Annotated in this window: 18 protein-coding genes; 8 read left to right on the forward strand and 10 right to left on the reverse strand. The window is 44.2% G+C overall.

The features are described from left to right. Positions 1-207: 207 nt before the first annotated feature. Entirely contained in the window at positions 208-1173 is a 966-nt protein-coding gene (locus BBH88_RS14965) for a nuclease-related domain-containing protein (RefSeq protein ID WP_065536584.1), read from the forward strand. Positions 1174-1334: 161 nt separating this feature from the next. On the opposite strand, the gene BBH88_RS14970 is transcribed toward BBH88_RS14965, so the two are convergent. Next, positions 1335-1898 (reverse strand): NADPH-dependent FMN reductase, encoded by a 564-nt coding sequence (locus tag BBH88_RS14970; protein WP_040852069.1) that lies wholly within the window; start codon positions 1896-1898, stop codon positions 1335-1337. 154 nt (positions 1899-2052) lie between these two features. Further along, positions 2053-3876 carry a cation:proton antiporter gene (locus BBH88_RS14975; RefSeq protein WP_065536583.1) on the reverse strand — a complete coding sequence of 608 codons (1824 nt, stop codon included), beginning with the start codon at positions 3874-3876 and terminating at the stop codon, positions 2053-2055. A 146-nt stretch (positions 3877-4022) separates the two neighbouring features. Between BBH88_RS14975 and BBH88_RS14980 the strand changes: the two genes are divergently transcribed. Next, the gene (locus BBH88_RS14980; RefSeq protein ID WP_006829178.1) at positions 4023-4205 is read left to right on the forward strand and encodes an SE1832 family protein; all 183 of its coding nucleotides are present in this window, start codon (positions 4023-4025) and stop codon (positions 4203-4205) included. 37 nt (positions 4206-4242) lie between these two features. Next, a complete protein-coding gene (locus BBH88_RS14985) occupies positions 4243-5802 on the forward strand; it encodes an ABC-F family ATP-binding cassette domain-containing protein (protein WP_006829177.1) in 1560 nt (519 codons plus the stop codon). Positions 5803-5854: 52 nt separating this feature from the next. Here BBH88_RS14985 and BBH88_RS14990 read toward each other — a convergent pair whose 3' ends face one another. The 3 genes from BBH88_RS14990 to BBH88_RS15000 form a co-directional block, all read right to left on the reverse strand. Continuing rightward, entirely contained in the window at positions 5855-7309 is a 1455-nt protein-coding gene (locus tag BBH88_RS14990; protein WP_040852062.1) for a phospholipase D-like domain-containing protein, read from the reverse strand. A 91-nt stretch (positions 7310-7400) separates the two neighbouring features. Continuing rightward, on the reverse strand, positions 7401-7937 hold the full coding sequence (locus tag BBH88_RS14995) for an RNA polymerase sigma factor (RefSeq protein WP_006829175.1): 537 nt from the start codon (positions 7935-7937) through the stop codon (positions 7401-7403). Positions 7938-8418: 481 nt separating this feature from the next. Continuing rightward, positions 8419-9663 (reverse strand): CNNM domain-containing protein, encoded by a 1245-nt coding sequence (locus BBH88_RS15000; protein WP_006829174.1) that lies wholly within the window; start codon positions 9661-9663, stop codon positions 8419-8421. 149 nt (positions 9664-9812) lie between these two features. Here BBH88_RS15000 and BBH88_RS15005 point away from each other — a divergent pair, with 149 nt between their 5' ends. From BBH88_RS15005 to BBH88_RS15025, 4 genes are all read left to right on the forward strand, one after another. Next, on the forward strand, positions 9813-11189 hold the full coding sequence (locus tag BBH88_RS15005; RefSeq protein ID WP_006829173.1) for a dipeptidase: 1377 nt from the start codon (positions 9813-9815) through the stop codon (positions 11187-11189). Positions 11190-11543: 354 nt separating this feature from the next. Beyond that, a complete protein-coding gene (locus BBH88_RS15015; RefSeq protein WP_006829172.1) occupies positions 11544-12116 on the forward strand; it encodes a glycerol-3-phosphate acyltransferase in 573 nt (190 codons plus the stop codon). 94 nt (positions 12117-12210) lie between these two features. Next, positions 12211-13068 (forward strand): DegV family protein, encoded by an 858-nt coding sequence (locus BBH88_RS15020; RefSeq protein ID WP_006829171.1) that lies wholly within the window; start codon positions 12211-12213, stop codon positions 13066-13068. A gap of 134 nt (positions 13069-13202) precedes the next feature. Beyond that, positions 13203-14222 (forward strand): DUF2804 domain-containing protein, encoded by a 1020-nt coding sequence (locus BBH88_RS15025; protein ID WP_006829170.1) that lies wholly within the window; start codon positions 13203-13205, stop codon positions 14220-14222. A 355-nt stretch (positions 14223-14577) separates the two neighbouring features. Here the strand turns inward: BBH88_RS15025 and BBH88_RS15030 are convergent, their stop codons facing one another. Beyond that, on the reverse strand, positions 14578-15291 hold the full coding sequence (locus BBH88_RS15030; protein ID WP_065536582.1) for a glycerophosphodiester phosphodiesterase family protein: 714 nt from the start codon (positions 15289-15291) through the stop codon (positions 14578-14580). A 10-nt stretch (positions 15292-15301) separates the two neighbouring features. Next, entirely contained in the window at positions 15302-16156 is an 855-nt protein-coding gene (gene kynA, locus BBH88_RS15035) for a tryptophan 2,3-dioxygenase (protein ID WP_065536581.1), read from the reverse strand. A gap of 353 nt (positions 16157-16509) precedes the next feature. Here kynA and BBH88_RS15040 point away from each other — a divergent pair, with 353 nt between their 5' ends. Next, positions 16510-16803: a YusW family protein gene (locus BBH88_RS15040; RefSeq protein ID WP_269148256.1), complete on the forward strand. Its 294-nt coding sequence runs from the start codon at positions 16510-16512 to the stop codon at positions 16801-16803. Positions 16804-16866: 63 nt separating this feature from the next. On the opposite strand, the gene BBH88_RS15045 is transcribed toward BBH88_RS15040, so the two are convergent. From BBH88_RS15045 to BBH88_RS15055, 3 genes are all read right to left on the reverse strand, one after another. After that, positions 16867-17712 (reverse strand): GNAT family N-acetyltransferase, encoded by an 846-nt coding sequence (locus BBH88_RS15045; RefSeq protein ID WP_065536579.1) that lies wholly within the window; start codon positions 17710-17712, stop codon positions 16867-16869. 239 nt (positions 17713-17951) lie between these two features. Beyond that, positions 17952-19775: an ABC transporter ATP-binding protein gene (locus tag BBH88_RS15050; protein ID WP_154669171.1), complete on the reverse strand. Its 1824-nt coding sequence runs from the start codon at positions 19773-19775 to the stop codon at positions 17952-17954. Then, positions 19768-21495, reverse strand: a complete 1728-nt coding sequence (locus BBH88_RS15055; RefSeq protein WP_065536577.1) for an ABC transporter ATP-binding protein — start codon at positions 21493-21495, stop codon at positions 19768-19770. Before BBH88_RS15055 ends, BBH88_RS15050 begins: the two co-directional genes overlap by 8 nt. Positions 21496-21576 lie beyond the last annotated feature (81 nt).

Genomic DNA, 21576 nt, shown 5'->3' on the forward strand with positions numbered 1-21576 from the left:
TTTGGAGGGATTTTGTGGATTGGAAAGTATTTGATGACGATTGGAAAGTGTTCTCTTCTTTTTAGAAAGTATTGATGAGGATATGGAAAGTATTTTGGTCCAAACAAAAAGTATTTCCAATTCACTTCCATTTAACACAAAATACTATTGCTGATTTGAATATTCTGCGCTATATTTGAAGCAGTTTCATAAAAAGGAGAGGATAGATTGATTCTAAAAACCCGCAATAAACCGCCAGCTATCTTCCAACTTGAAAGTCTGCTCTATCGAACCCCAAACGTCCATCCCCAATTTCTCTACTGGACCGAAAAACTCCGACGCATCACTGCCGGTTACCATGGCGAACTGCGCGTCGACTCCCTTTGGCACGAAATCGAACTCCCCTTGCCGCATTACTTTATCCACGACCTGTTCATTCAAAAAGAGATGTCTTCTCACCAAATCGACAGCATCCTGATCACCAGCCGTTTCGTGCTAGCGTTGGAAATCAAAAGCATTTCCGGTCTGCTCAACTTTGATCCCCATCTGAGGCAATTCTCCCGTACCAATAAAGACGGCAGCATCGATGGCATGAACAACCCGGATGACCAATTGCGTCGCCATGAAAAATGGCTGGAACAGTTTTTATTCCAACAACGCATCAAATTGCCCGTTATTGGGGCCATCATTTTCACTTATCCTTCATCCGTTATCCAATCTCGCGCTGGCAACCGCATCATCATTCAGTCATCCGGTCTGCCTCATCTCATGGAACAATTATTGACTCGCCACCCGCGTGAAGTGTTGTCTAAGAAAAAAACAGAAGCACTGGCGCATAAATTGCTGGAGCACCATTCAATAAAGCCTTTGGCACCTATGGGGCTTTCGAGTTCATTCGTGAAAGGTATACTTTGTCCGATCTGTCCCAGTCTTCCTTTGAATTATCGTCGTGGGAAGTGGCGCTGCGAAGTTTGTGTCCATTGTGATCCGCTCGCTCACCTTGGTGCGTTGTCTCAATATCGAACCTTGGTCAAAACAACCATCAGCAACCGGGAATTTCGGGAATTTACAGGAATCCATTCTGTCGTCACTGCTTCAAAGCTGCTGAAGTCAGCAAATATGCCCTTTAATGGCAGCTATAAAGATCGAATTTATTTCATTCCTGAACTGATTGAAGGTACGGAAAGTATTTAAAGTCCATTGGAAAGTATTCATCTCTTTTCGGAAAGTATTTGGGCCCAAACAGAAAGTATTTGCCACAAAACAGAAAGCAAGCCCTATTAATGGAATAAAACACATTTTCTTTTCAAATAAAATCGAAAAAACCTCCCACACAGGGAGGTTTTTTCGATCCATCAATGATTATCTAAAGTTTCTTTCGACAAGTGCTTGCTCATTTCGGCGTATTGCACGAAGACACGTGCTAGTTCGCGCAGGCGGTTGTGGACGTCTTCATCGGTGATGGTGTTGGTGTTGTCGAAATGGCTGGTATGAGTGTAGACGTAGTTCGGCGTCACCAGGCAACGGAAGTAATCGAGAATCGGCTTGAGCTGGTTTTCGATGACTAGGTGATGCTGATAGGTACCACCGTTCGCTACCATGGATACCGGCTTGTAGCGCATCGTACGCGGATGTAGCATATCAAAAGTGTTTTTCAGAACACCTGGGATCGATCCCTGAAAAATCGGCGACGCGATGATATAGCCATCTGCTTCTTCAAAGCGGCGGACAATTTCCTGCATGCTGTCGTTGTATTCGCCGAGCGGTCGCCCATCGACAAACTGATGGTCATAATCGACCAGTTTTAAAAGCTTCAATTCCATTTCAGGAGCGAACTCTTTAATATAAATTTGCACTTGTTCCAAAATAGCGCCAGTTTTGCTTCCGAGAATCGTCCCGTCTACTAATAAAATCTTCATCATCCTATGTCCTCCTCAAAATACATGAAATACCCATTGGTTTTGTATGTGCCAATCCGCATCATTGCAGACAACTCTACGAATGACTCGTCTGTTTTCATCATAACAAACCTTGTTTCACAATACGCATCGAAAAGCTTAGAAGCGTATGATTTCATTCTTTAGTCTGAGCAGCGTTCTTAACACGATTATTTTCTAGGCGTTCCTGATTCCGATCCGACTGGCGAGCAGGTGAAGTGAAGCTGACAATGATATCTCCAGGCTTCGGCTCGAGTTTGTTGCTTTCAGCGAAAAATTCAATCTTGCCTTGCGCCCGCTGAACAAAGAGTGGGATGGTGTCACCGGTCCACTTTTCCTTGAAATTCTCGTAGCTAAAATGCTCGGTCAATTGCGTCTTGCGCATCGTGTAGCCTTCCTCCGCCTTCATCTCCAACTCATGAATATTCCACTTTTCTCCGAATAAAGTTCGTCCGCTTAAGGAAGAGTGGAAGTCAGCTGGGTCACCTTGATGGATGGCCGTCTGGTAAAGATTCGAGCGGCCCAGTTCAGGGACAAAGTTACTGACGACAAGTGCATTATAGGAATCGGTTTCAGTAGCGACTATCATTGTCTCATAAGGTGTCATTTCCACTTCATAGTCGGTATGTTCAGAGAGGATTTCTCCTGCGTAAGTCGTCAAACCGACTTGACGTGCTCCTTGCAGGCTGCCCCAGGAAGGATCAACAATCATGACGTTTTTATTGAGATCAGCAAGTACTTCGCCAAGCTTGGTCGCGAACCGACTGGCTCCCACAATGATGATGCCCGGGTCGTCCGCTGTTGCAAGGCCAAGCTTTCTTCCAAGCCAGCCAATCGTGAAGCCATGGACAACAACAGTCGAAAATACCAGCGCAAAGGTCAGGGCAGTCAGCAGTTCCGCATCTGCGAATCCCGCATCGAGCAAGACCCCCGCAAAATACCCGGAAACCGTCAATGCCACGATGCCGCGCGGCGCAATCCAGCCGACCAATGTTTTTTCCTGAATCGTCAGGTCTGTACCGATTGTCGACAGCCAGATAGACAATGGACGGACGATAAACAGCGTCGCCAGTACAAATGAAATAATTCGCCAATTAAAGATGCCAATCAATACTTCGAGGTTTAAGGAAGCAGTCAGCATTACGAAAATGCTGGAGATCAACAAGACGGAGATATTCTCCTTGAAATGGCGCATATCGTTAATTGAGGCAATTTTCATATTGGCCATGATCATGCCCATAGCCGTTACTGCCAACAGACCGGTCTCATGCATGACTAAATCCGACACAACAAATATCAATAGAACGACGCCGAAAACCATCGGCGCTTTCAGAAATTCAGGCACTTGTCCCTTCTCGAGCATGTACCCCATCAAGCCCCCTGCTCCTGCACCAAGCGCGACTGCAAACAAAGATGCCAAGAAGAACAGCCCAAAAGCCGCCGCTGTTTCGTCGCCAATAGCGAACAGCACGAATTGGAATGCAAACAATGCCAGCAATGCTCCAAAGGGATCCACAATGATCCCTTCCCATTTTAAGATAGCGGCAGGACGCGTTTTTAACTTTGCCTGTCGAAGCAACGGCAAGATTACAGTTGGCCCGGTCACGATAAATAGCCCGCCAATAACAAATGCCACAGCCCACGATAAACCCGCAACATAATGGGCGGCCAAAGAACCGACAATCCAGGCAATAAACGCACCAAGTGTGACAATACGTAAAATCGGCTTGCCGAAGGTGCGGATTTCCTTGAAATTCAAGTTTAAGCTTCCTTCAAATAGTATGATAGCTACCGCTAATGAAATGAAAGGATTGAACAAATCTCCAAAACTTTCAGCGGGATGAATCACCCCTAAAATTGGTCCAACTAACAGTCCGGCAATCGACATTAGCACAATGGCTGGAAGCTGAAGACGCCAAGCGACCCATTGGGAAAGCACTCCCAGAAAAATAATGAGCATCAAGTCGAATAATAAGGTATCGATGGCATGTCACTTCCTTTTGTTCTTTTTTGGAATTATACAGGTTTTATATAATGAATGAAAATCGTAAGAGATTCAACTTTTGTGTTTTTGTGTTACACTGGTAGAAAAATAAGGGTGATTTTGTGAACAAACAGGAATTGGAATACGCAATTGCTGAGCTTAAGATGGATTACGTTAGCCATCAAGGCGATATCGAAAAGCTGGAAATGACTGGACATGCCGGTAAGGTAGAGAAAGCAGAATTGCGTTTAGAAAAAATGGAACGACAACTTGCGGAATTAAACCAAAAACTCGCGGATCTGTAACCGCGATTTTTTTTATGATAATGGAGGAATTTATTAAATGAGTTTATTGACAGTAGAAAATTTAAGCCACACGTTCGGTGACCGGACTCTTTTCAACGATGTATCGTTCCGATTGGTTGAAGGCGAACATGTTGGATTAGTCGGAGCCAATGGTGTCGGGAAATCGACAATGATGAATATTTTAACAGGCAAAATCATCCATGATGATGGACGCGTAGAATGGCAGCCACGGACCCATTACGGTTACTTGGATCAGCACACGCAGCTTCAGCCTGGGCGCACAATCCGTGAAACTCTTCAAGATGCGTTCCTGCCTCTTTACAAAAAAGAAGCGGAATTGAACGATGTCGCCATGCAAATGGGCGATGCTGACCCTGAACGACTGGAAGAGCTACTAGAGCAGATGGCGGAAGCACAGGACGCTTTGGATGCTGGAGACTTTTACACGCTAGACGGCAAAATCGAAGAGATTTCACGCGGCTTAGGTCTTGATGCAGTCGGACTTGATCGCAACGTTGAAGCTCTTTCTGGTGGCCAGCGTACAAAGCTATTGCTTGCGAAACTGTTGCTTGAAAAGCCAAAGGTCTTGCTTTTGGATGAGCCGACAAACTATCTCGACGAAGAACATATTCAATGGCTCGTCAACTATTTGAAAAACTATCCGTATGCGTTTCTATTGATTTCGCATGACACGGAATTTATGAGCAGTGTTACTAGCATCATTTTCCATTTGGAGTTTTCACGTTTATCACGTTACACTGCCACTTACGAAAAATTTGTCGAACTTGCAGAATTGAGCAAACAGCAGCATTTGGATGCTTATGAAAGACAGGAAGATATGATTAAAAAAACGGAGACCTTTATTGCGAAAAACAAAGCGCGTGCTTCTACAACTGGTCGTGCTAAGTCCCGCCAGAAACAACTGGATCGCATGGACCGTATCGAAAAGCCTGAAGTTGCAGCAAAACCGCAATTTGCTTTTAAAGAAACACGTAGCCCGAGTCGTTATGTCGTTGAAGCGGAAGCCTTATCTATTGGCTATGAAAAACCACTTCTTCCACCATTGACGTTTATGATTGAACGAGGGGAAAAAATTGCACTTGTCGGCATGAATGGTGTCGGTAAATCGACGCTACTCAAAACGATGCTTGGCAAAATCAAACCACTTGATGGCGACGTTCTACGCGGTGAATATTTGACATCGAGTTATTTCGAACAGGAAGTCAAGGCCCCGACTCATACGCCACTTGACGAAATTTGGGCGGCTTATCCAAGCATGGACCAAGGCCAAGTACGCGGTGCACTTGCCCGTACAGGTTTGAAAAACGAGCATATCTCCCGTCCAATGACGCAGCTGAGCGGTGGCGAACAAGCCAAAGTCCGCCTGTGCAAATTGATGATGGAAGAAAGCAATTGGCTAATTTTCGATGAGCCTACAAATCACTTGGACATCGATGCAAAAGCTGAGTTAAAACGCGCAATGCAAGCTTACAAAGGCACAATCGTTTTAGTAAGCCACGAGCCTGAATTTTATGAAGGACTGGCTACAAAGGTTTGGGACGTTGAAGAATGGATTGCGGCTGGCGAACAAGACTAATCATAAAAATAGATGAAAAAGCTTCTTCTGAAAAACCAGAAGAAGCTTTTTTTTAGTAGGTCGTCAATTTGAACAATTTTTGAAATCCATAGATTCCACGCTGCCAGAATGTGAAATTGTCTTGGTATTCTTCGGCCTCCAGCGTATACAGGGCGTCTTCGTTATCCCATAGCCGATCAAAATAAGTTTCCATGTCCCCGGTCAGTTCGCTATTATTCGGCGCCTCAATCCGAATATTGCTTTCCAGGTTGTAATCATTGAACGCTCGCTCCGTATAGTTAGTCGAACCACCCGAGATGACTGTTTCACCCTGAGTTTGAATCATGATGGATTTTGTGTGGAACTGTCCGACGACGGCATTATACCAGCGGACTTGCAGATTTCCATCCGATTCTGCCAGCATTTCGTGGACCACTGGCCGATTTGGCAAACCGGTTTTTTCGGTACCAAAAGCATTTTCATTAGCATCCAGAATCAAGCGCACAGTGACCCCGCGATTGGCAGCATCCGTCAATGCACTAACGACACTGCTTTCCGCAATATAGAACATCGCCAATTGGATTAAATCGCCTTCTGCCGTTTTCTCAATATCTGAAAGCAGTGCATTCAACACTTTCCGTTCCGTCAGGTATTGTACCTGGTACTCTCCTTGTTGTTGGACTGCCTCAATTCTGGGCAGGTCCGGACCGCCCGAAAATCGGGAAACTGCTTCTTCTGACTCCAGAATATCATTTAGCACAGGACCACTGACTTTAAAAGCCATGTTGCCGTGCAAGCCACTAGCATTATGGGGATTCGCTGAACTAATCAAAGCTTCTTTTTCTGTAATAATGGTTTTTCGGTGATTAGCTTTAATGTTCATCATCTTCAAGTAAGAAGATACCGTTAAATCAGGTGCATCACTCGACATTCCATTCGGCACCCACCCTCTGCCGCCAGCATCAAACCACTGGAAAATCACGCGGTAAAGTCCGGAGTAAAGGGGTGTGGAGTCGCGCAGCTTGTCCAGGTCTGTAACAACAACCTCGACACCTTCGTCTTCCAGCGTAGCCAAAAACTGATTTTCATAGGATCCATAGCCATAATTCAGTGGATCGGTAATAAAGTAAATCGGAAAATCCGGATCTTTTTCTTTTTTGTCCAATAAATGATCTGTCAACGTCTCCGCAACTGCTGGAAAATTCGTATCCTGATCATTGTAATTATCGAAAAGAAATAAATCGAGAACGATAAATTCTTCAGCCTCATCAATCATGCTGTAAATTTCGTTGAATATCCGCAATTCACTCTCAGTTTCCGTACCTTTTTTATCTTGTGCATAAGATAAGTCATAAATCATTTCAACTTGTTCGACTGTATGGAGGTCTCCTGCACTTGAAATACCTTCAGGCAAAGGCTTGAAAGTCTGCCACACGATGACCGCAATATACAGGAAAGCCAGAATACCGACGCTGCCCATGACAATCCGCCTTCTTCTGCTCCAATTTTGAAATTTTCTCTTTTTCATGAACTTTCCCCCTCTTGTTTATTATAACTAGTGTGAGGATAAAATTCTTATAATATTTTCCATAAAAAAACAACCGAAAATTCGGTTGTTTTTAAGTCGCTACGACATATTCACGCGTCCGGTCGTCTTCCATCAGCATATCCTTTAATCGCTGCTTGCCGCGGAACAAGCGAGATTTCACAGTACCGATCGATACTTTCATCGCATCTGCAATTTCAATCAGCGAATATTGATGCACATAAAAATAAAGGATGGTTGTGCGGTAAATAGCATCTAATTCTGAAATTTTATGGCGAATCATCACCGAAACATCCTGTTTTTCCAGTAGCTCGGCCACACCCGTTGAATCAGAAGCGATCAAATCCAGCAACGATACATCCAAGCCTTCTGGCTGTTGAATCAAATGCTTGCTTCGTCTTACATTTTTGCGGTAACGATCACGGAACGTGTTCATACAAATTGTCGTCAGCCATGCTTTTACATGATCCACTTCAGCAATAGAAGATTCATAGCGTACGACTTTCAGCCAAACTTCCTGCATTAAATCTTCAGCTTCCGCTTTATTGCGTGTCAGCTTCAAGCATAAATGATAAATGTACCGATTGTATTCTGTGTATAGCGTTTCCATGATCGTGCCCCCGTCCGTTCTACTTGTCCAGCAAAGCCATCAATGCTTCCGCCTTCTCTTATACCCTTATATTGACGGAAGTTTACCTTTCACTCTATCGCTTCCGCTTTCATTCTCCTTACAAATGTGTAATATTGGGAACCTGCAGTTTGTGCATCTGTAGGGTGAACTTAAGAATCATTTTTCTAATACATCACTTTGGGTAGAGCAATGATGATTGCTCCTGCACAAGCCCATCGCCAAGGAAGACCCCGGATTGTCCGATCCTCCTTGGCCCTCGGTATGAGCCGAGAAAGACCACTCATCTCACAACTTCGCCTAGCTCGTGAACGCGCCGGCGCTGAATTAGTAAATACTTAAACTCTTTTTGTTATCTTATGGTATATCAACAGATAAGAATTATTAGTTCAAGGAATATATTTTCCCCCTGCACATTAAAATCGAATCAAAGAAAAAATCCCTGTCCGAAGACAGGGATTTTTTATGCTAATACTTCTTCTTTATCTGTTTTTGTAATCGTTAAGCGGACGATACGGTTACGGTCCATTTCGTTGACTTCAACATGAAGGTTTTCGTATGTAAACTGCTCGCCCTCATCCGGCACATGCCCCAGCTGCTGCATGACAAAGCCTGCGATGGTGTCATGGTCATTCGGCACTTCTACTTTGAACATGTCATTGACGTCTTCAATTTCGAGGCGGCCATGGCACGCCAATATCTTGTCCGTCATTTCAAAGACCAACTCATCGTCTTCTTCATCTGTTTCATCTTCAATATCCTGGCCGATCATTTCTTCAATAATGTCTTCATGTGTGACAATACCAAGTGTTCCACCGTATTCATCCAAAATAACAGCCATATGCTTTTTCTTTGCCATCATCATTTTAAAGACTTTTTCCACACTAACCGATTGAACCACGAACAATGGATTATCGTCCATCAGTTCTTCCAGCGTCAAATTCGGATTCATCGACCATTCGATCAGTTTTTTCGAATAAAACAAGCCCACGACATTATCCATACTTTCTTCATACACAGGATAACGGGTGTAGGAAGAATCCAGGATTAAGTCCCGAACCTCTTCATAGGTCGAGTCGATAGCAATACCTACCGTATCGGTTCGGTGAGTGGACATGACATCCGATACATCTTTATGGGGGAAATCCAGAACCCCTTTGATGCGTTCGGATTCATCTTCTTCAAACGTACCTTCAGTAGAGGCGATATCAACCATCGTACGCAATTCCTCTTTGGTCATGCTCGCTTCCTTCACTGTGCCTTTTGAAATGATGCGAATGAAGATATTCGTAAATTGCGCCAACATCCAGGTTAATGGCTTTAAGATGACCACCAAAAAGCTGATGACCGGAAGCACGATATACGCCACTTTATCAGAGAATGTAGCTGCAATTGTTTTGGGTAGCACTTCTCCGAAAATAATCAGAACAATTGTTAAAATGGCAGTGGCAAGACCAACTTCCCATCCTCTGGTGATAGCAATCGTCGTCACCAATGTTGGCAGCATGATGTTGGCAATGTTATTTCCGATTAAGATTGTTGTAATCATTCGGTCCGGCTTCGCAATTAACTTCTGCAGTTTCTGCGCCTTGACGTCACCTTGCTCTGAGCGAAGCTGGACCTTCATCCTATTTACTGCAGTCAATGCCGTTTCGCTTCCCGATAAGAAGAACGACATCATTAAAAAGATACCTAATGCTATAAACAAGTTTATTTCCTCCAGTATCATAAGCACATAATTTTATGAACTCTTTCCGTATTGAACACTATACCATAGCCAATTTCCGCTTGTCGAAAACCAAAACTTGGTATGTTATACTTTTTTCATATTCTAATTTAACGAATCGAGGGATCTTGATGAACGCTCAAACCATAGACCAATACTTTAAAGACAACCGGGAATCTCACCTGGAAGAATTAAAATCATTTTTGCGCATCCCTTCTGTCAGTTCTTTATCCGAACATAGAGCAGATATGCAAAAAGGTGCAGAATGGCTGATTACTGCAATGGAAAGTGCTGGTATGGAAAACGCAAAAATCGATGAGACTGATGGACATCCGGTCGTTTATGCCGACTGGCTTCATGCAGAAGGCAAACCGACAGTGCTGGTATACGGCCATTACGATGTCCAGCCGGTAGATCCCTTGCATCTCTGGGAGTCAGCTCCTTTTGAACCGCAAGTGCGCGACAACAAACTCTATGCCCGCGGTGCAAGTGACGATAAAGGCCAGGTTTTCATGCACATCAAGGCGGTTGAAGCTCTGTTGAAGCTAAATGGTGATTTGCCGGTCAACATTAAATTCATCATTGAAGGCGAAGAAGAAATTGGCAGCCCGAACCTTCCGAAATACGTGGAAGAAAATCAGGAGTTACTGAAGGCTGATGTCATCGTCATTTCCGATACTGGTATGCAAGGTCCAGGACGTCCAGCGGTCTGCTACGGTCTTCGCGGACTTGCCGGCATCCAAATTGATGTCAAAGGGCCAAAAGGCGATTTGCATTCTGGACTTTACGGCGGCGCAGTTCAAAATCCATTGCACGCCATCGTGGAAATCCTGCAGTCGTTTCGCGACCAAGAAGGACTAATCCAAGTAGAAGGCTTTTATGATGACGTACTCGAAGTCTCCGACAAAGAGCGTGAAGAATTTGCAGCACTTGAATTTGATCTTGAACACGAGAAAAAAGAAATCGGCATTTCAGAGGACTTTGGCGAGAAAGGCTATTCTTTCGTTGAACGTACATGGATTCGCCCAACACTTGAAGTCAACGGCATTACCGGCGGCTTTTCCGGCGAAGGCATCAAAACGGTGCTTCCTGCAGAAGCCAGCACCAAAATTACATGCCGCCTGGTGCCAAACCAGGATCCAGACGACATCGTCGCAAAACTAAAAACACATGTGGATTCTCACAAACCAGCTGGCGTTACCGTCGAAATTTCCGAGTTTGATAAAGGAAAACCGTTCCTAACGCCTTATGATCATCCTGCCATCCAGGCAGCTGGCCGCTCTTACGAGAAAATATACGGTGTGCCGACCGCATTTACACGAATGGGCGGTTCGATTCCGATTGTTGCCGCATTCGATGAGATTCTCGGCTTGCCTATCGTTCTCATGGGCTTCGGACTTGCATCTGAAAATTTCCATGCACCAAATGAACATTTCCACTTGGAGAATTTTGATAAAGGGCTTCGTGTCATTAGCGATTACCTTTTCGAAGCTGCAGAGTTAAACTAATTCTTATCCATAAAAGGGCTGTCCCAAAAGGTCATGAAAAATGACTTTTGGTGATAGCCCTTTTGTTATTCTAAAAAAAGAACCGGTTGATTTCTATTTCGTCGGACGCTTTCCGCGCGCACGTCTTCAGCCGCTGCGCTCAGTCCAGTGTCTTCAGCGCGTCTTGCTCTGCTGCTCCCTGGGAGTCACCGCCTCCATCCAAGCAGCCAGTTCTAAAATACATACAAAAAATCGTCCATTCCTGTAAAATGAAAGTTACCATACCACCACTACAGAAAGGACGATTTTTATGTGCAATTTCAAGACTAATCCCCCTTTCTCCTCTGTTATCACTTTGAAACTGGAGGCTTACTAATGATCGTTTACTGGCTACTGTCCTATTGTATCGGTAATTTCCTGACAGCTTGGTGGATCGGTAAGTGGAAAGGCATCGATTTGCGGCAGCAGCGCAGCGGTAATCTAGGTGCCAGAAACGCTGGTGCTATTCTCGGTAAGCCTGCCTTTTTGTTGACCTTTCTCGGTGACGCTAGCAAAGGCGCGATTGTTGTCTGGATCGGTTTTTTTTATAATTTCCCTATTTGGCAAATAGCCGTGGCAGGATTGGCTGTCATCCTTGGCCATATGTTCCCTTTTTGGCTCAAATACCGTGGCGGCAAAGGAATTGCAACTTTTATCGGTATCACCTTCTGTCTAACGCCCGATTTGTTTTTGGCTATGCTTATCTTGTTTCTCGCATTTTTCCCTTGGTTCAAAAGTTCAACTTTGTCGATGCTTGCCAGTTTTGCAGGTTTTATCGTGATGTCTATTATTTTGCAGGTATGGCCAATCACCTTACCTTTGATTGTGGCTATTATCATTATTGTAATTAAGCACAAAAGCGATATCCGAGAATCGTTCAATAGCCGGTTTCGCTCGCCCCCAGTGTAGAAAATTTGGTTTATACAGCTATTAATACCGTTGAACTATTATACGTGTTATAATTTTATTATTCTAATCATTCTAATAAAAGGGGGGTTTTTTTATGAAAAAGAAAATTGCTTGGATTATTGATACAACTGGATTTGTAACAGAAGAATTTAAAGCGCATCCCGATGTTTACGCCGTTCCGCTGAATATTCATTTTGGCACTGAGGAATTTATTGATGACGGTGTGGATTTGACGAATGACGAACTTTATCAGCGTATGAAGGAATCAGCTGACTTTCCCAAAACATCCCAGCCCTCTGCAGGAAAATTTTCCGAACTTTACGATAAATTGAAAGAAGAATACGAATGCGCAATTGCTGTCCATGCTTCTGCAAAACTCAGTGGAACAATCGCCTCTTCTACTGCCGGTGCTGAAATGAGTGAATTTAAGGTCTATGCCGTCGATTCATTGGCGCTTTCTTACGGTTTATCAGGCTTGATCGAACGGGGTCTTAAGTTGCAGGAACAAGGGGTTGATGCTGAAGAAATTGCACAGCGGCTGGAAAAGGAAACCGCTAATTTCCGAAACTATATTTTAATCGGCAATTTGTCCCAGCTTTATAAAGGCGGCCGTATGAGTGGCGCGCAGTATTATCTGGGAAGCCTGCTGCAGATCAAACCGATTGTCCAGCTTACCCCGGAAGGAGAGCTGAAACCCATCGACAAAGTGCGATCACATAAAAAAGCGATTCAGTATTTGATCAATCATGCCAAGAAAGATTATGAAGAATATGGCGTTCGGCGCTTTCAGATTATGCATGGCCATGTGATGAAAGAAGCCGAAAGCTTAAAACAGGAAGTACTGAAACAGATGCCGGAAGCTACTATTTTAATTGGTGACTTGAGTTCATCGCTTGCTGTCCACGCAGGAGAAGGCACCCTTGCTTTCCTATGGAGGCGAGAAGATTTGTAGAAACCCGCATGACTAATGAACTACGGCAGAATTTATTTTTTCAGACTTTTCAACTGAATCAACTGGTCCTAACCGGATATTCTGCTCTTGTTCTGCTACAATAAGAGGAGAAGAATGATGGTGAGGTGGATTTAATGCAACATGTAGAACGAGAGCTTACTGAATTTGTAAAACTTTGTGATGCAAGAGGCCAATTAAATCCAAAAGCCATTGGATATGCAAAACAACCCTTAGTAGAAAGCAATTTACGCGGTAACTTCATGCGCAAGAAAAAATGGAATTCATGGTGCGTATTCGGAGATGAAATTTTGTTTTCTGCAACGATTTCACATTTGGATTACGCAACTGTCTGCTTCGTTTATTTCTTCAATTATGAAACACAACGCTTTCACGAGAAAACGATTGTGCTTCCATTTACACGACATGTAAAATTACCTGAAAACGCACTGGATCCTTGTTATTTTCGCAGTGATTCTATGACGGTCGAATCAATATACAGCCAAGATGCAACTCATTTAACTGTCAGCGCGAAAGAATTTGATGGAGAAGATTTAGAAGCAATTCTGGTTATTTCACATCCGAAAGATTACGAATCCTTAAACGTTGTAGTTCCTTGGAATCGCCAAACCTTCCAGTTTACCGGCAAACATACGTCACTACCGGTAAATGGAATGGTGAAAATCGGCAGTCAGCGTTTTGAGTTTGAGAAACTAGGCAGTTTTGCCGTATTAGATTACGGGCGGGGAGTTTGGCCGAGGGAATCTCTTCGGAATTGGGGAATGGCTTCCCAGCGTTCACTTGGCAAAGTGATTGGCTTGAATTTGGGTGGTAAATGGACCGACGGCACCGGAATGACGGAAAATGCTTTTTTTGTCAATGGCAAGATGACAAAAATCCATGAGGATATTTTGTTTCATTACGATAGGGAAGACTATAAAAAACCCTGGTTAATTCATAGTAAATTCTCTGATGATGTCAGACTGACATTCTCTCCATTTTTTGAACGTGTATCTAAAACCGATGCACGACTCGTTAAATCAGAAGTTCATCAACTTTTCGGTTATTATAATGGCTATGTTCGCTACTCCGATGGTAAAAAACTGAAAATCACAAGGCTTCTCGGTTCTATCGAGGAGAATTATGCAAAATGGTAATATGAAAAAGACGAATTGGGGAAATCCAATTCGTCTTTTTTGAACTTTCAATTTGCGCAAAGATATTCCGTACCCCAGTTCCGCTTTTGTGGTCATAGGATGTGGATCATGCAGCTGTCTAGACAGGAAGCCGCGGAAGTCTACACTAGTTTACTCCATATCCTATTAGTTTGGAGTTCAAGAATTCTTAGAAAAAAATAGAATGCAGCGAAAAAAACATAAGTTCGCTTCTATCTCACTAAATTTCTTAGCGCTTGGCGATGAGCTTGCGCAGGAACAATCACCTTTGCTCCAACCTAAACGGCTAAAGCAGGTGTGTAAAAAATTTTTTAATTCACCTCATGCAGATACTTGTTCACCCGAAATGTGCCAGCATCTTTTCAGGATGATCCGTAAAGATTCCATGGATCCCAATTTTTTGAAGTTCTTCAGCGTAATTTACATCATTTACAGTATAAACATAGATAATAGCACCTTTTCGCAATGCATCAGTGGTCATTCTTCTAAAAGCTGATGGCAAGGAAACATGGATTCGTTTTGTCCCAATGACACGTGCGTAATCATAGACATCCACTAGCACCTCAAATGTCAGGATGGCGTTTTCCACTTTTTTTCCTTGTACCACTGACTGAATGTCTTCGTGATTAAAGGAAGAAATCAGCACACGATCCATAAATCCGCGCTCGGCAGCTAAATCGATCACTTTATCGACTAAGCCGTCATAAGGGAAGACATCGCTCTTCAATTCGATATTCAGCCTGTGATTGGTTTCTTCAAAAACATCAAATACTTCATCCAGTGTCGGAATCTTTTCCTGGCTCCATTCCTCGGAACGCCAGGACCCGCAATCCAACTCTTTCAATTCTTTTAACGTCAACTCTTTCACGTATCCTTTGCCGTTTGTCGTGCGGTTGACTTTTTCGTCGTGAATAACAACAATTTCGCCGTCTTTAGTTAAATGCACATCAATTTCGACTCCTGTGATCGGCAATTCAGCCGCTGCACGAAAGGCAGCTAATGTATTTTCCGGATAGGCGCCTGAGCAACCTCTATGCGCGTAAATCTTCACAAAATCCCTCCTATATGTCTGTCCGTATTTCCCATAACTCTGGGAAAAAGTATTGGTCAAGAACTTTTTTTAAATAATTGACTCCTGACGAGCCTCCGGTTCCTTGCTTAAATCCTATCACACGCTCCACAGTCTTCATATGACGGAAACGCCATTGCTGTAGCCAGTCTTCGATGTCCACTAACTTCTCTGCCAGTTGGTATAATTCCCAATGCGTATCCACATCGCGATAAACCGTCTTCCAGGCATCGCGAACACTTTCGTTGGATTCGTAGACCATGCTGACATCCCGCTCTAATACTTCGGCGTCGACGGCAAATCCGCTTCTGGCCAACTTTTGAATCGCTGCGTCATAGAGACCCGGTGCGTTAAACGCTTTTTCAAGCTGTGTATGAAGCTCTGCGTCTTTTTCATAGATTTTCAGCACATGCTTGGTTTTGTAGCCAAGGGCGAATTCAATCATGCGGTACTGATAGGACTGGAAACCGCTGGCATTGCCTAAATCATCACGAAACTCCATGTATTCAGCCGGAGTCAATGTAGACAGAACGTCCCATCCTTGGATAATCTGGGATTGAATCCGTGACACCCGTGCCAATTGCTTGAACGCCTGCTGCAGATCGTCTTTATGGATATTGTCGATGGCTGCCCGCAGTTCATGCAAAATCAGCTTCATCCACAACTCTGATACTTGGTGGATGATAATAAATAAGGTTTCATCATGATGCCCACTGACTCCGTCTTGTGCCGTCAATAGCTTGTCCAGATGAAGATAGTCTCCGTAGGTCATGCTTTCCTTAAAATCTGTGCGGATGTTCTTTTCGGCTGCCGCTGCGGTATTTTGCCCGTTTTGGTAGTTGTTCATCAAAGTCGCTCCGTTCGTTCTCGGCTTTGGCTCTGCTGCTCTCAGTTGGTACCTCTTCTGCAAGTGGTTCGAGTAAATCTTGAAAATTCGAGATTATAAACAGTATAAGCTAAATGAAAGGATGAAGTTGTGGAAGTTGAACTAAAGAAGTATCCTATTAAAAACCGCTTCGGTCGCTTTGGGCATGGCTCTCGCCGCGCCTCCGCTAAGATAATCTCTCGATATGGAGCGAAACAGCGAAGACTCCTATGAGAGCAGCGTAAGCGACACGGAAAGGAGCATTCGGCGCAAGCTCTTAGCAGCTGATTTGCGGAACATTAACAGGTCCGAATCATTCGTTCAACTTATACACTATCAACTTTCCAGGTGTGGACAACGAGATTGAAATTAACTACGAGGAAAATCGAGACAAAGTGGAAGCAGCGTACAAAAACGAAAAGATGAAAACCAATCTGGCTGGAAACGATGCCATGGCTGAAATTGAAGGTGGACTCAGCCAAATGGAATTGACACCCAAAACAGCTGATGAAGAAGTCATTACGCAAGTCATTGAAGCTTTTGGCATCGAGGAGGGCTTTACTGAAATTGAAGTCGAAGTCACCTATCCCGATGGTGTAAAAAAAGAATACAAGCAAATCAGTAACTGATTTACTTAAAGATCAGTTGCCGAGTGCCACAAAAAACCATTCGCTTATGCGGATGGTTTTTTATTACACTGTTCTATGTTTCCAATAGGAAATGGTCTGTATTCTTTGAAACCCAGATTTCTCATAGACATAAAGCGCATCGTTATCCGTTTCGACATCCAGTAGAACTTCCGTAAGTCCGCGTTGAAACGCGAACTGCCGACACCATTTCAAGAACTGTTTGCCATAACCATGCCCCTGTTGATCAGGATGAACGGCAAATGCAGTCACCCATAAGACACTCTCTTCGGTCACCAGCGTTGCAGTGGCGATCAGCTGATGGCCTTTCTGAAGCAGCCAAATTTCCCTTTCCGGATCTATCATATTATGCTCCATAATCGGTATAATTGTGTCATCGAATCCTGCAGACAGTAAAGCCCTCAGCTCTTCAGCTTCTCCCGCATACGGAACAACCTCCACCCCTTCAGGCAAGCAATTGTCTGGTAGCGGCTCCGCGGAAAGGAGGATTTCATTGAATTCTGGCTGATACCCGTTGCTTTCCATAAACGCGGCAATTTCCGCATCTCCTGCGAAAGCCGCCAACTCACTCTCCGCCTGGCGCTGTGCCAAGGCATGAGACACACCGTCTGCCAGAGCCGTCCCAAGTGAAAGCCTTCGGTAATTCGGATGGACAAACAGCGACCATTCATAATGATGCAGCCCCACCATATCTGCTACTGCGGCAAAGCCGATCAATTCCTCCTGACTGGTATAGGCAATCACGGCAAAGCCTCTTGAATCGGCCGCTCTCCACAAGGAAGGGTGAAGGACCGTTCTCTGCTCAGCTGGTAATTCTTTCAACAACGTCGTCATATCACTGGCTGTTTGTTCATCTACCGGAAATGAAACGATTGATAACGATAAATCCATCTTACGACCTCCTAAAGATTTAAATTCCGCTAAAGCGGTTTGTGGAAAATTTCCCACTATCTCATGTTTCTCTGTGTTTTATCCTATCATACGGCGGCAAAAACCGGTATTCGCCTCAAAGGTAAAATAGAGGCTTTAAAACCTAAAAGGCCTGCTCTGCAGTAACAGAGCAAGCCTTCTTTTCGTTCCATTATGGTATTTGATGTAATGAAGCAACTGAAGCTTGGGAAAACTCATTCTTATACCTTCGCATCTGCTAGCATATTGGCATAAATGCCGTTTCCATTCATCAACTGTTGCTGTGTTCCCGATTCCACCAGTTTCCCCATCTCCATGACTAAAACCAAATCGGCTTTTCGAACTGTATTCAATCTGTGAGCGATGACGAAACTAGTACGCCCCGCCATGAGACGCTCCAATGCTTCTTGTATCTTTAATTCCGTAACAGTATCGATGCTGCTTGTTGCTTCATCCAGAAGAAGGATAACTGGGTCTGCAATCAGCGCACGGGCAATCGATAGCAATTGCTTCTGGCCCTGGCTGATCATTGAACCGTCTCCTGTCAGAATCGTATCGTAGCCATTCGGCAGCTTTTCGATAAAGTCATGGGCGTTGGCTCCTTTTGCTGCTTTCACTACTTCTTCATCCGTCGCATCCAATTTGCCGTAGCGGATATTGTCGCTGACTGTTGCTTCGAACAGGAAAGGATCCTGCAGCACGAAAGCGATTTGTTTGCGCAAGGTTTCCCGTGGCATGGCAGCAATCGGTGTGCCGTCGAGACGAATCTCTCCTTCGTCGGCATCATAGAAACGTGCCAATAATTGCATGATGGTCGTCTTACCTGCCTCGGTTGCCCCAACAAGTGCTGTGGTTTGGCCTATTCCAACAGAAAAGCTGACGTCGCGAATGGTCCAATCTTCTTCTGCTCCTTCGTATTTAAAAGAAACTTTGTCGAAAACAACTTCGCCTTCCAATTGCTTATCCAAATTAAAGACTAGGTCGTCTTTTTCTTCTGTTTCATCCATAATCGAGAAAACACGCTCTGCCCCGGCGATGGCAGACAATACGGTATTAAACTGATTGGCCAAGTCGTTTAACGGACGCGTAAACTGTCGGGAGTACTCGGTGAAAATGACGATGACCCCAATCGATACGGAACCGTTTAATGCCAAAATCCCGCCAACACCGGCGACAATGGCAAAGCTTCCGTTATTGAGGAAGTTCATCACTTTCGGAATAAAACCAGCATAGGTCCATGCCCAAAATCCTGCACGGCGAAGCCTCTCGCTTTTTTCACGGAATTCTTCCATAACACGAGGTTCCTGTGAAAATGCTTTGACGATTTTCTGACCGGAAATCGTTTCTTCGATCATGCCATTCAGTTCGCCAATCGCTTTTTGCTGTTCTTTATAGAGCCGCCCTGTGCGCTTGGTGATCCACTGTATCGAAATGTACATGAGCGGAATGATGATCAAGGTTAATAAGGTCAATAACGGACTCAGTGTCAGCATGACAATGGCCGTGCCGGTCAATGTCAAAATACTGGAAAATACTTGAATGAAGGATGTATTCAATGTGGCAGAAACGTTTTCAATATCATTGGTCATCCGACTCATTAATTCCCCGTGCTGCCGCTTATCAAAAAAGCTTACCGGCAAGCGCTGAAGATGTGAAAAAAGCCGCGTCCGCAAACGAAAAATCACCTGCTGAGCAATTCCAACCATCCAAAAATTCTGTAAATACAAGGAGACAGAATGACCAATGTATACCACAATCAGCCATAAAACCACCTCTCCCATCCCGTTGAAGCTCTGTGGCACAATGTATTCATCAATAATAAAGCCAATCAAATAAGGCCCGAGCAACGCTAAAGCCGAACTGACAAAAACAAGCGCCAATACCACAATCAGCAGCAAGCGCTGTTCGTCCACCAGCTTCCAGACTTTCAGAAGAGTTGACTTCCAGTTTTCAGCACGCTCAGATTTTTTTTCTTTCTTTTTATTCAAATCTTCCTTCGTTAGAATCGGTTCATGGCCGAAAGGGCGGCGAATGGCTCTAAACATATTCATCAACCTCCTCTTCCTGTTGAGACATGGCAATCTGACGATATAGTTCCGAACTCTTCATGAGCTGCTCGTGGGTTCCATAAGCCGAAATGCTGCCATCTTCCAGTAGCAAGATGCGGTTGGCTCTCATCGCCGTACGGATTTTCTGTGTGACTACGAGCATCGTCGCATTTTCCCGGTCCAGCTTTTCCCATAATGCGGCTTCGGTTTTGACATCCAGTGCACTTGTGCTGTCATCCAAAATCAAAATGGATGGTTTTCGCACCAATGCACGCGCAATTGATAGACGCTGTTTTTGGCCACCGGATAAATTGACGCCTTTTTGTCCAACACGTGTAAAATAACCTTTCGGGAAACGTTCAACGGTTTCATGGATTTGTGCTTTGACAGCCGCGTCAGCCAGTTCTTCTTGTACCACTTCATCTTTGCCCCAGGACAAATTATTGGAAATCGTCCCAGTAAACAGAAGCGATTGCTGCGGCACTATGCCAATCGTTTTGCGCAGCGCACGCAGCGACCAGTCTCTGACGTCCCTGCCATGAACGGAGACTGTTCCCTCGGTCACGTCATAAAAACGTGGAAGCAGCTGTAGTAAGGAAGATTTCCCGGACCCCGTCGCTCCCATGATTGCCAGCTTTTCATTGGCTTTCAAATGGAAGGAAACATTCTCTAGAACAGGCTGTAAGGTTTCGGGATACGTGAACGATACATTATCAAACCGTACTTCTCCCCGGCGGACAGCCTTTATCTCTCCGACTTCGTCTTTTTCATGGACATCTTCTGCCAGCAGCACTTCTTCAATGCGCTCGGAAGAAGCTTTTGCACGGGCGAAAATCATGATGATAAAAGAGAACATTGTGAAAGCGCCTGTCATACGCATCGCATAGTTGACAACAGCGACCAATTCACCAATTTGAGCTCCCCCACTGCGGATTTCAAATGCACCAAACCATAAAACGGCCAATAAGGACAGATTCATCCCGAACAATAAAATTGGTAATATAATTTCCATGATCCTGAATGCTTTTACCGTATCGACTTTTAACGCACCTGCTACTTCAGAAAAGCGATTGGCTTCATATTTCCCACGCAGATAAGCTTTAATCAGACGCACTGCCTGCAGATTCTCTTGGACGATGCGGTTGACGCGATCCAACCGCTTTTGGACAAAGCCAAAATAACTAACACCTTTTTTGACCATGACATACAAAAAAATCAGCAAAAACGGAAAAACAATCACTAAATAGAATGCTAGTTTCGGATTAACGACAAATGCCATGATCATGCTCCCTACCACTAGCAAAGGGGCACGCAGCATGATTCGCAGCCCCATGTAGAGGACTTGCTGAACCATCGTGACATCACTGGTCAAGCGTGTGATCAAACCAGAAGCCGGGAATTTATTGAACATTGCCAGCGAGAATGATTGAATGCGTCCATAGACCGCCTGCCGAAGATCAAACGAGAAGTTTTGCGATGCATGTGCAGCAAAATACGAATTGACAATTCCTGAAACAAAAGCAATGACGGATAAAGCCATTAGCACAATCCCTAGTTGAATGATAACTTCTTGATCTTTTGCGACGATCCCTTTGTCAATAATGCTCGCGATGATAAGCGGCTGCATCAATTCGACGATCAATTCCAGAAGCATTAAAATCAATGCGATGACGATGTAAAATTTATATGGTTTGGCGTACGAAAATACTGTTTTCATGGAAATGCCTCCTAAACGTTTCGAACCTCGAATCTTTGTATAGAATAGTATGCCATAATTTTCAGATATCGAATAGGAATT

The sequence above is a fragment of the Planococcus antarcticus DSM 14505 genome, from assembly GCF_001687565.2.
GTDB lineage: Bacteria > Bacillota > Bacilli > Bacillales_A > Planococcaceae > Planococcus > Planococcus antarcticus.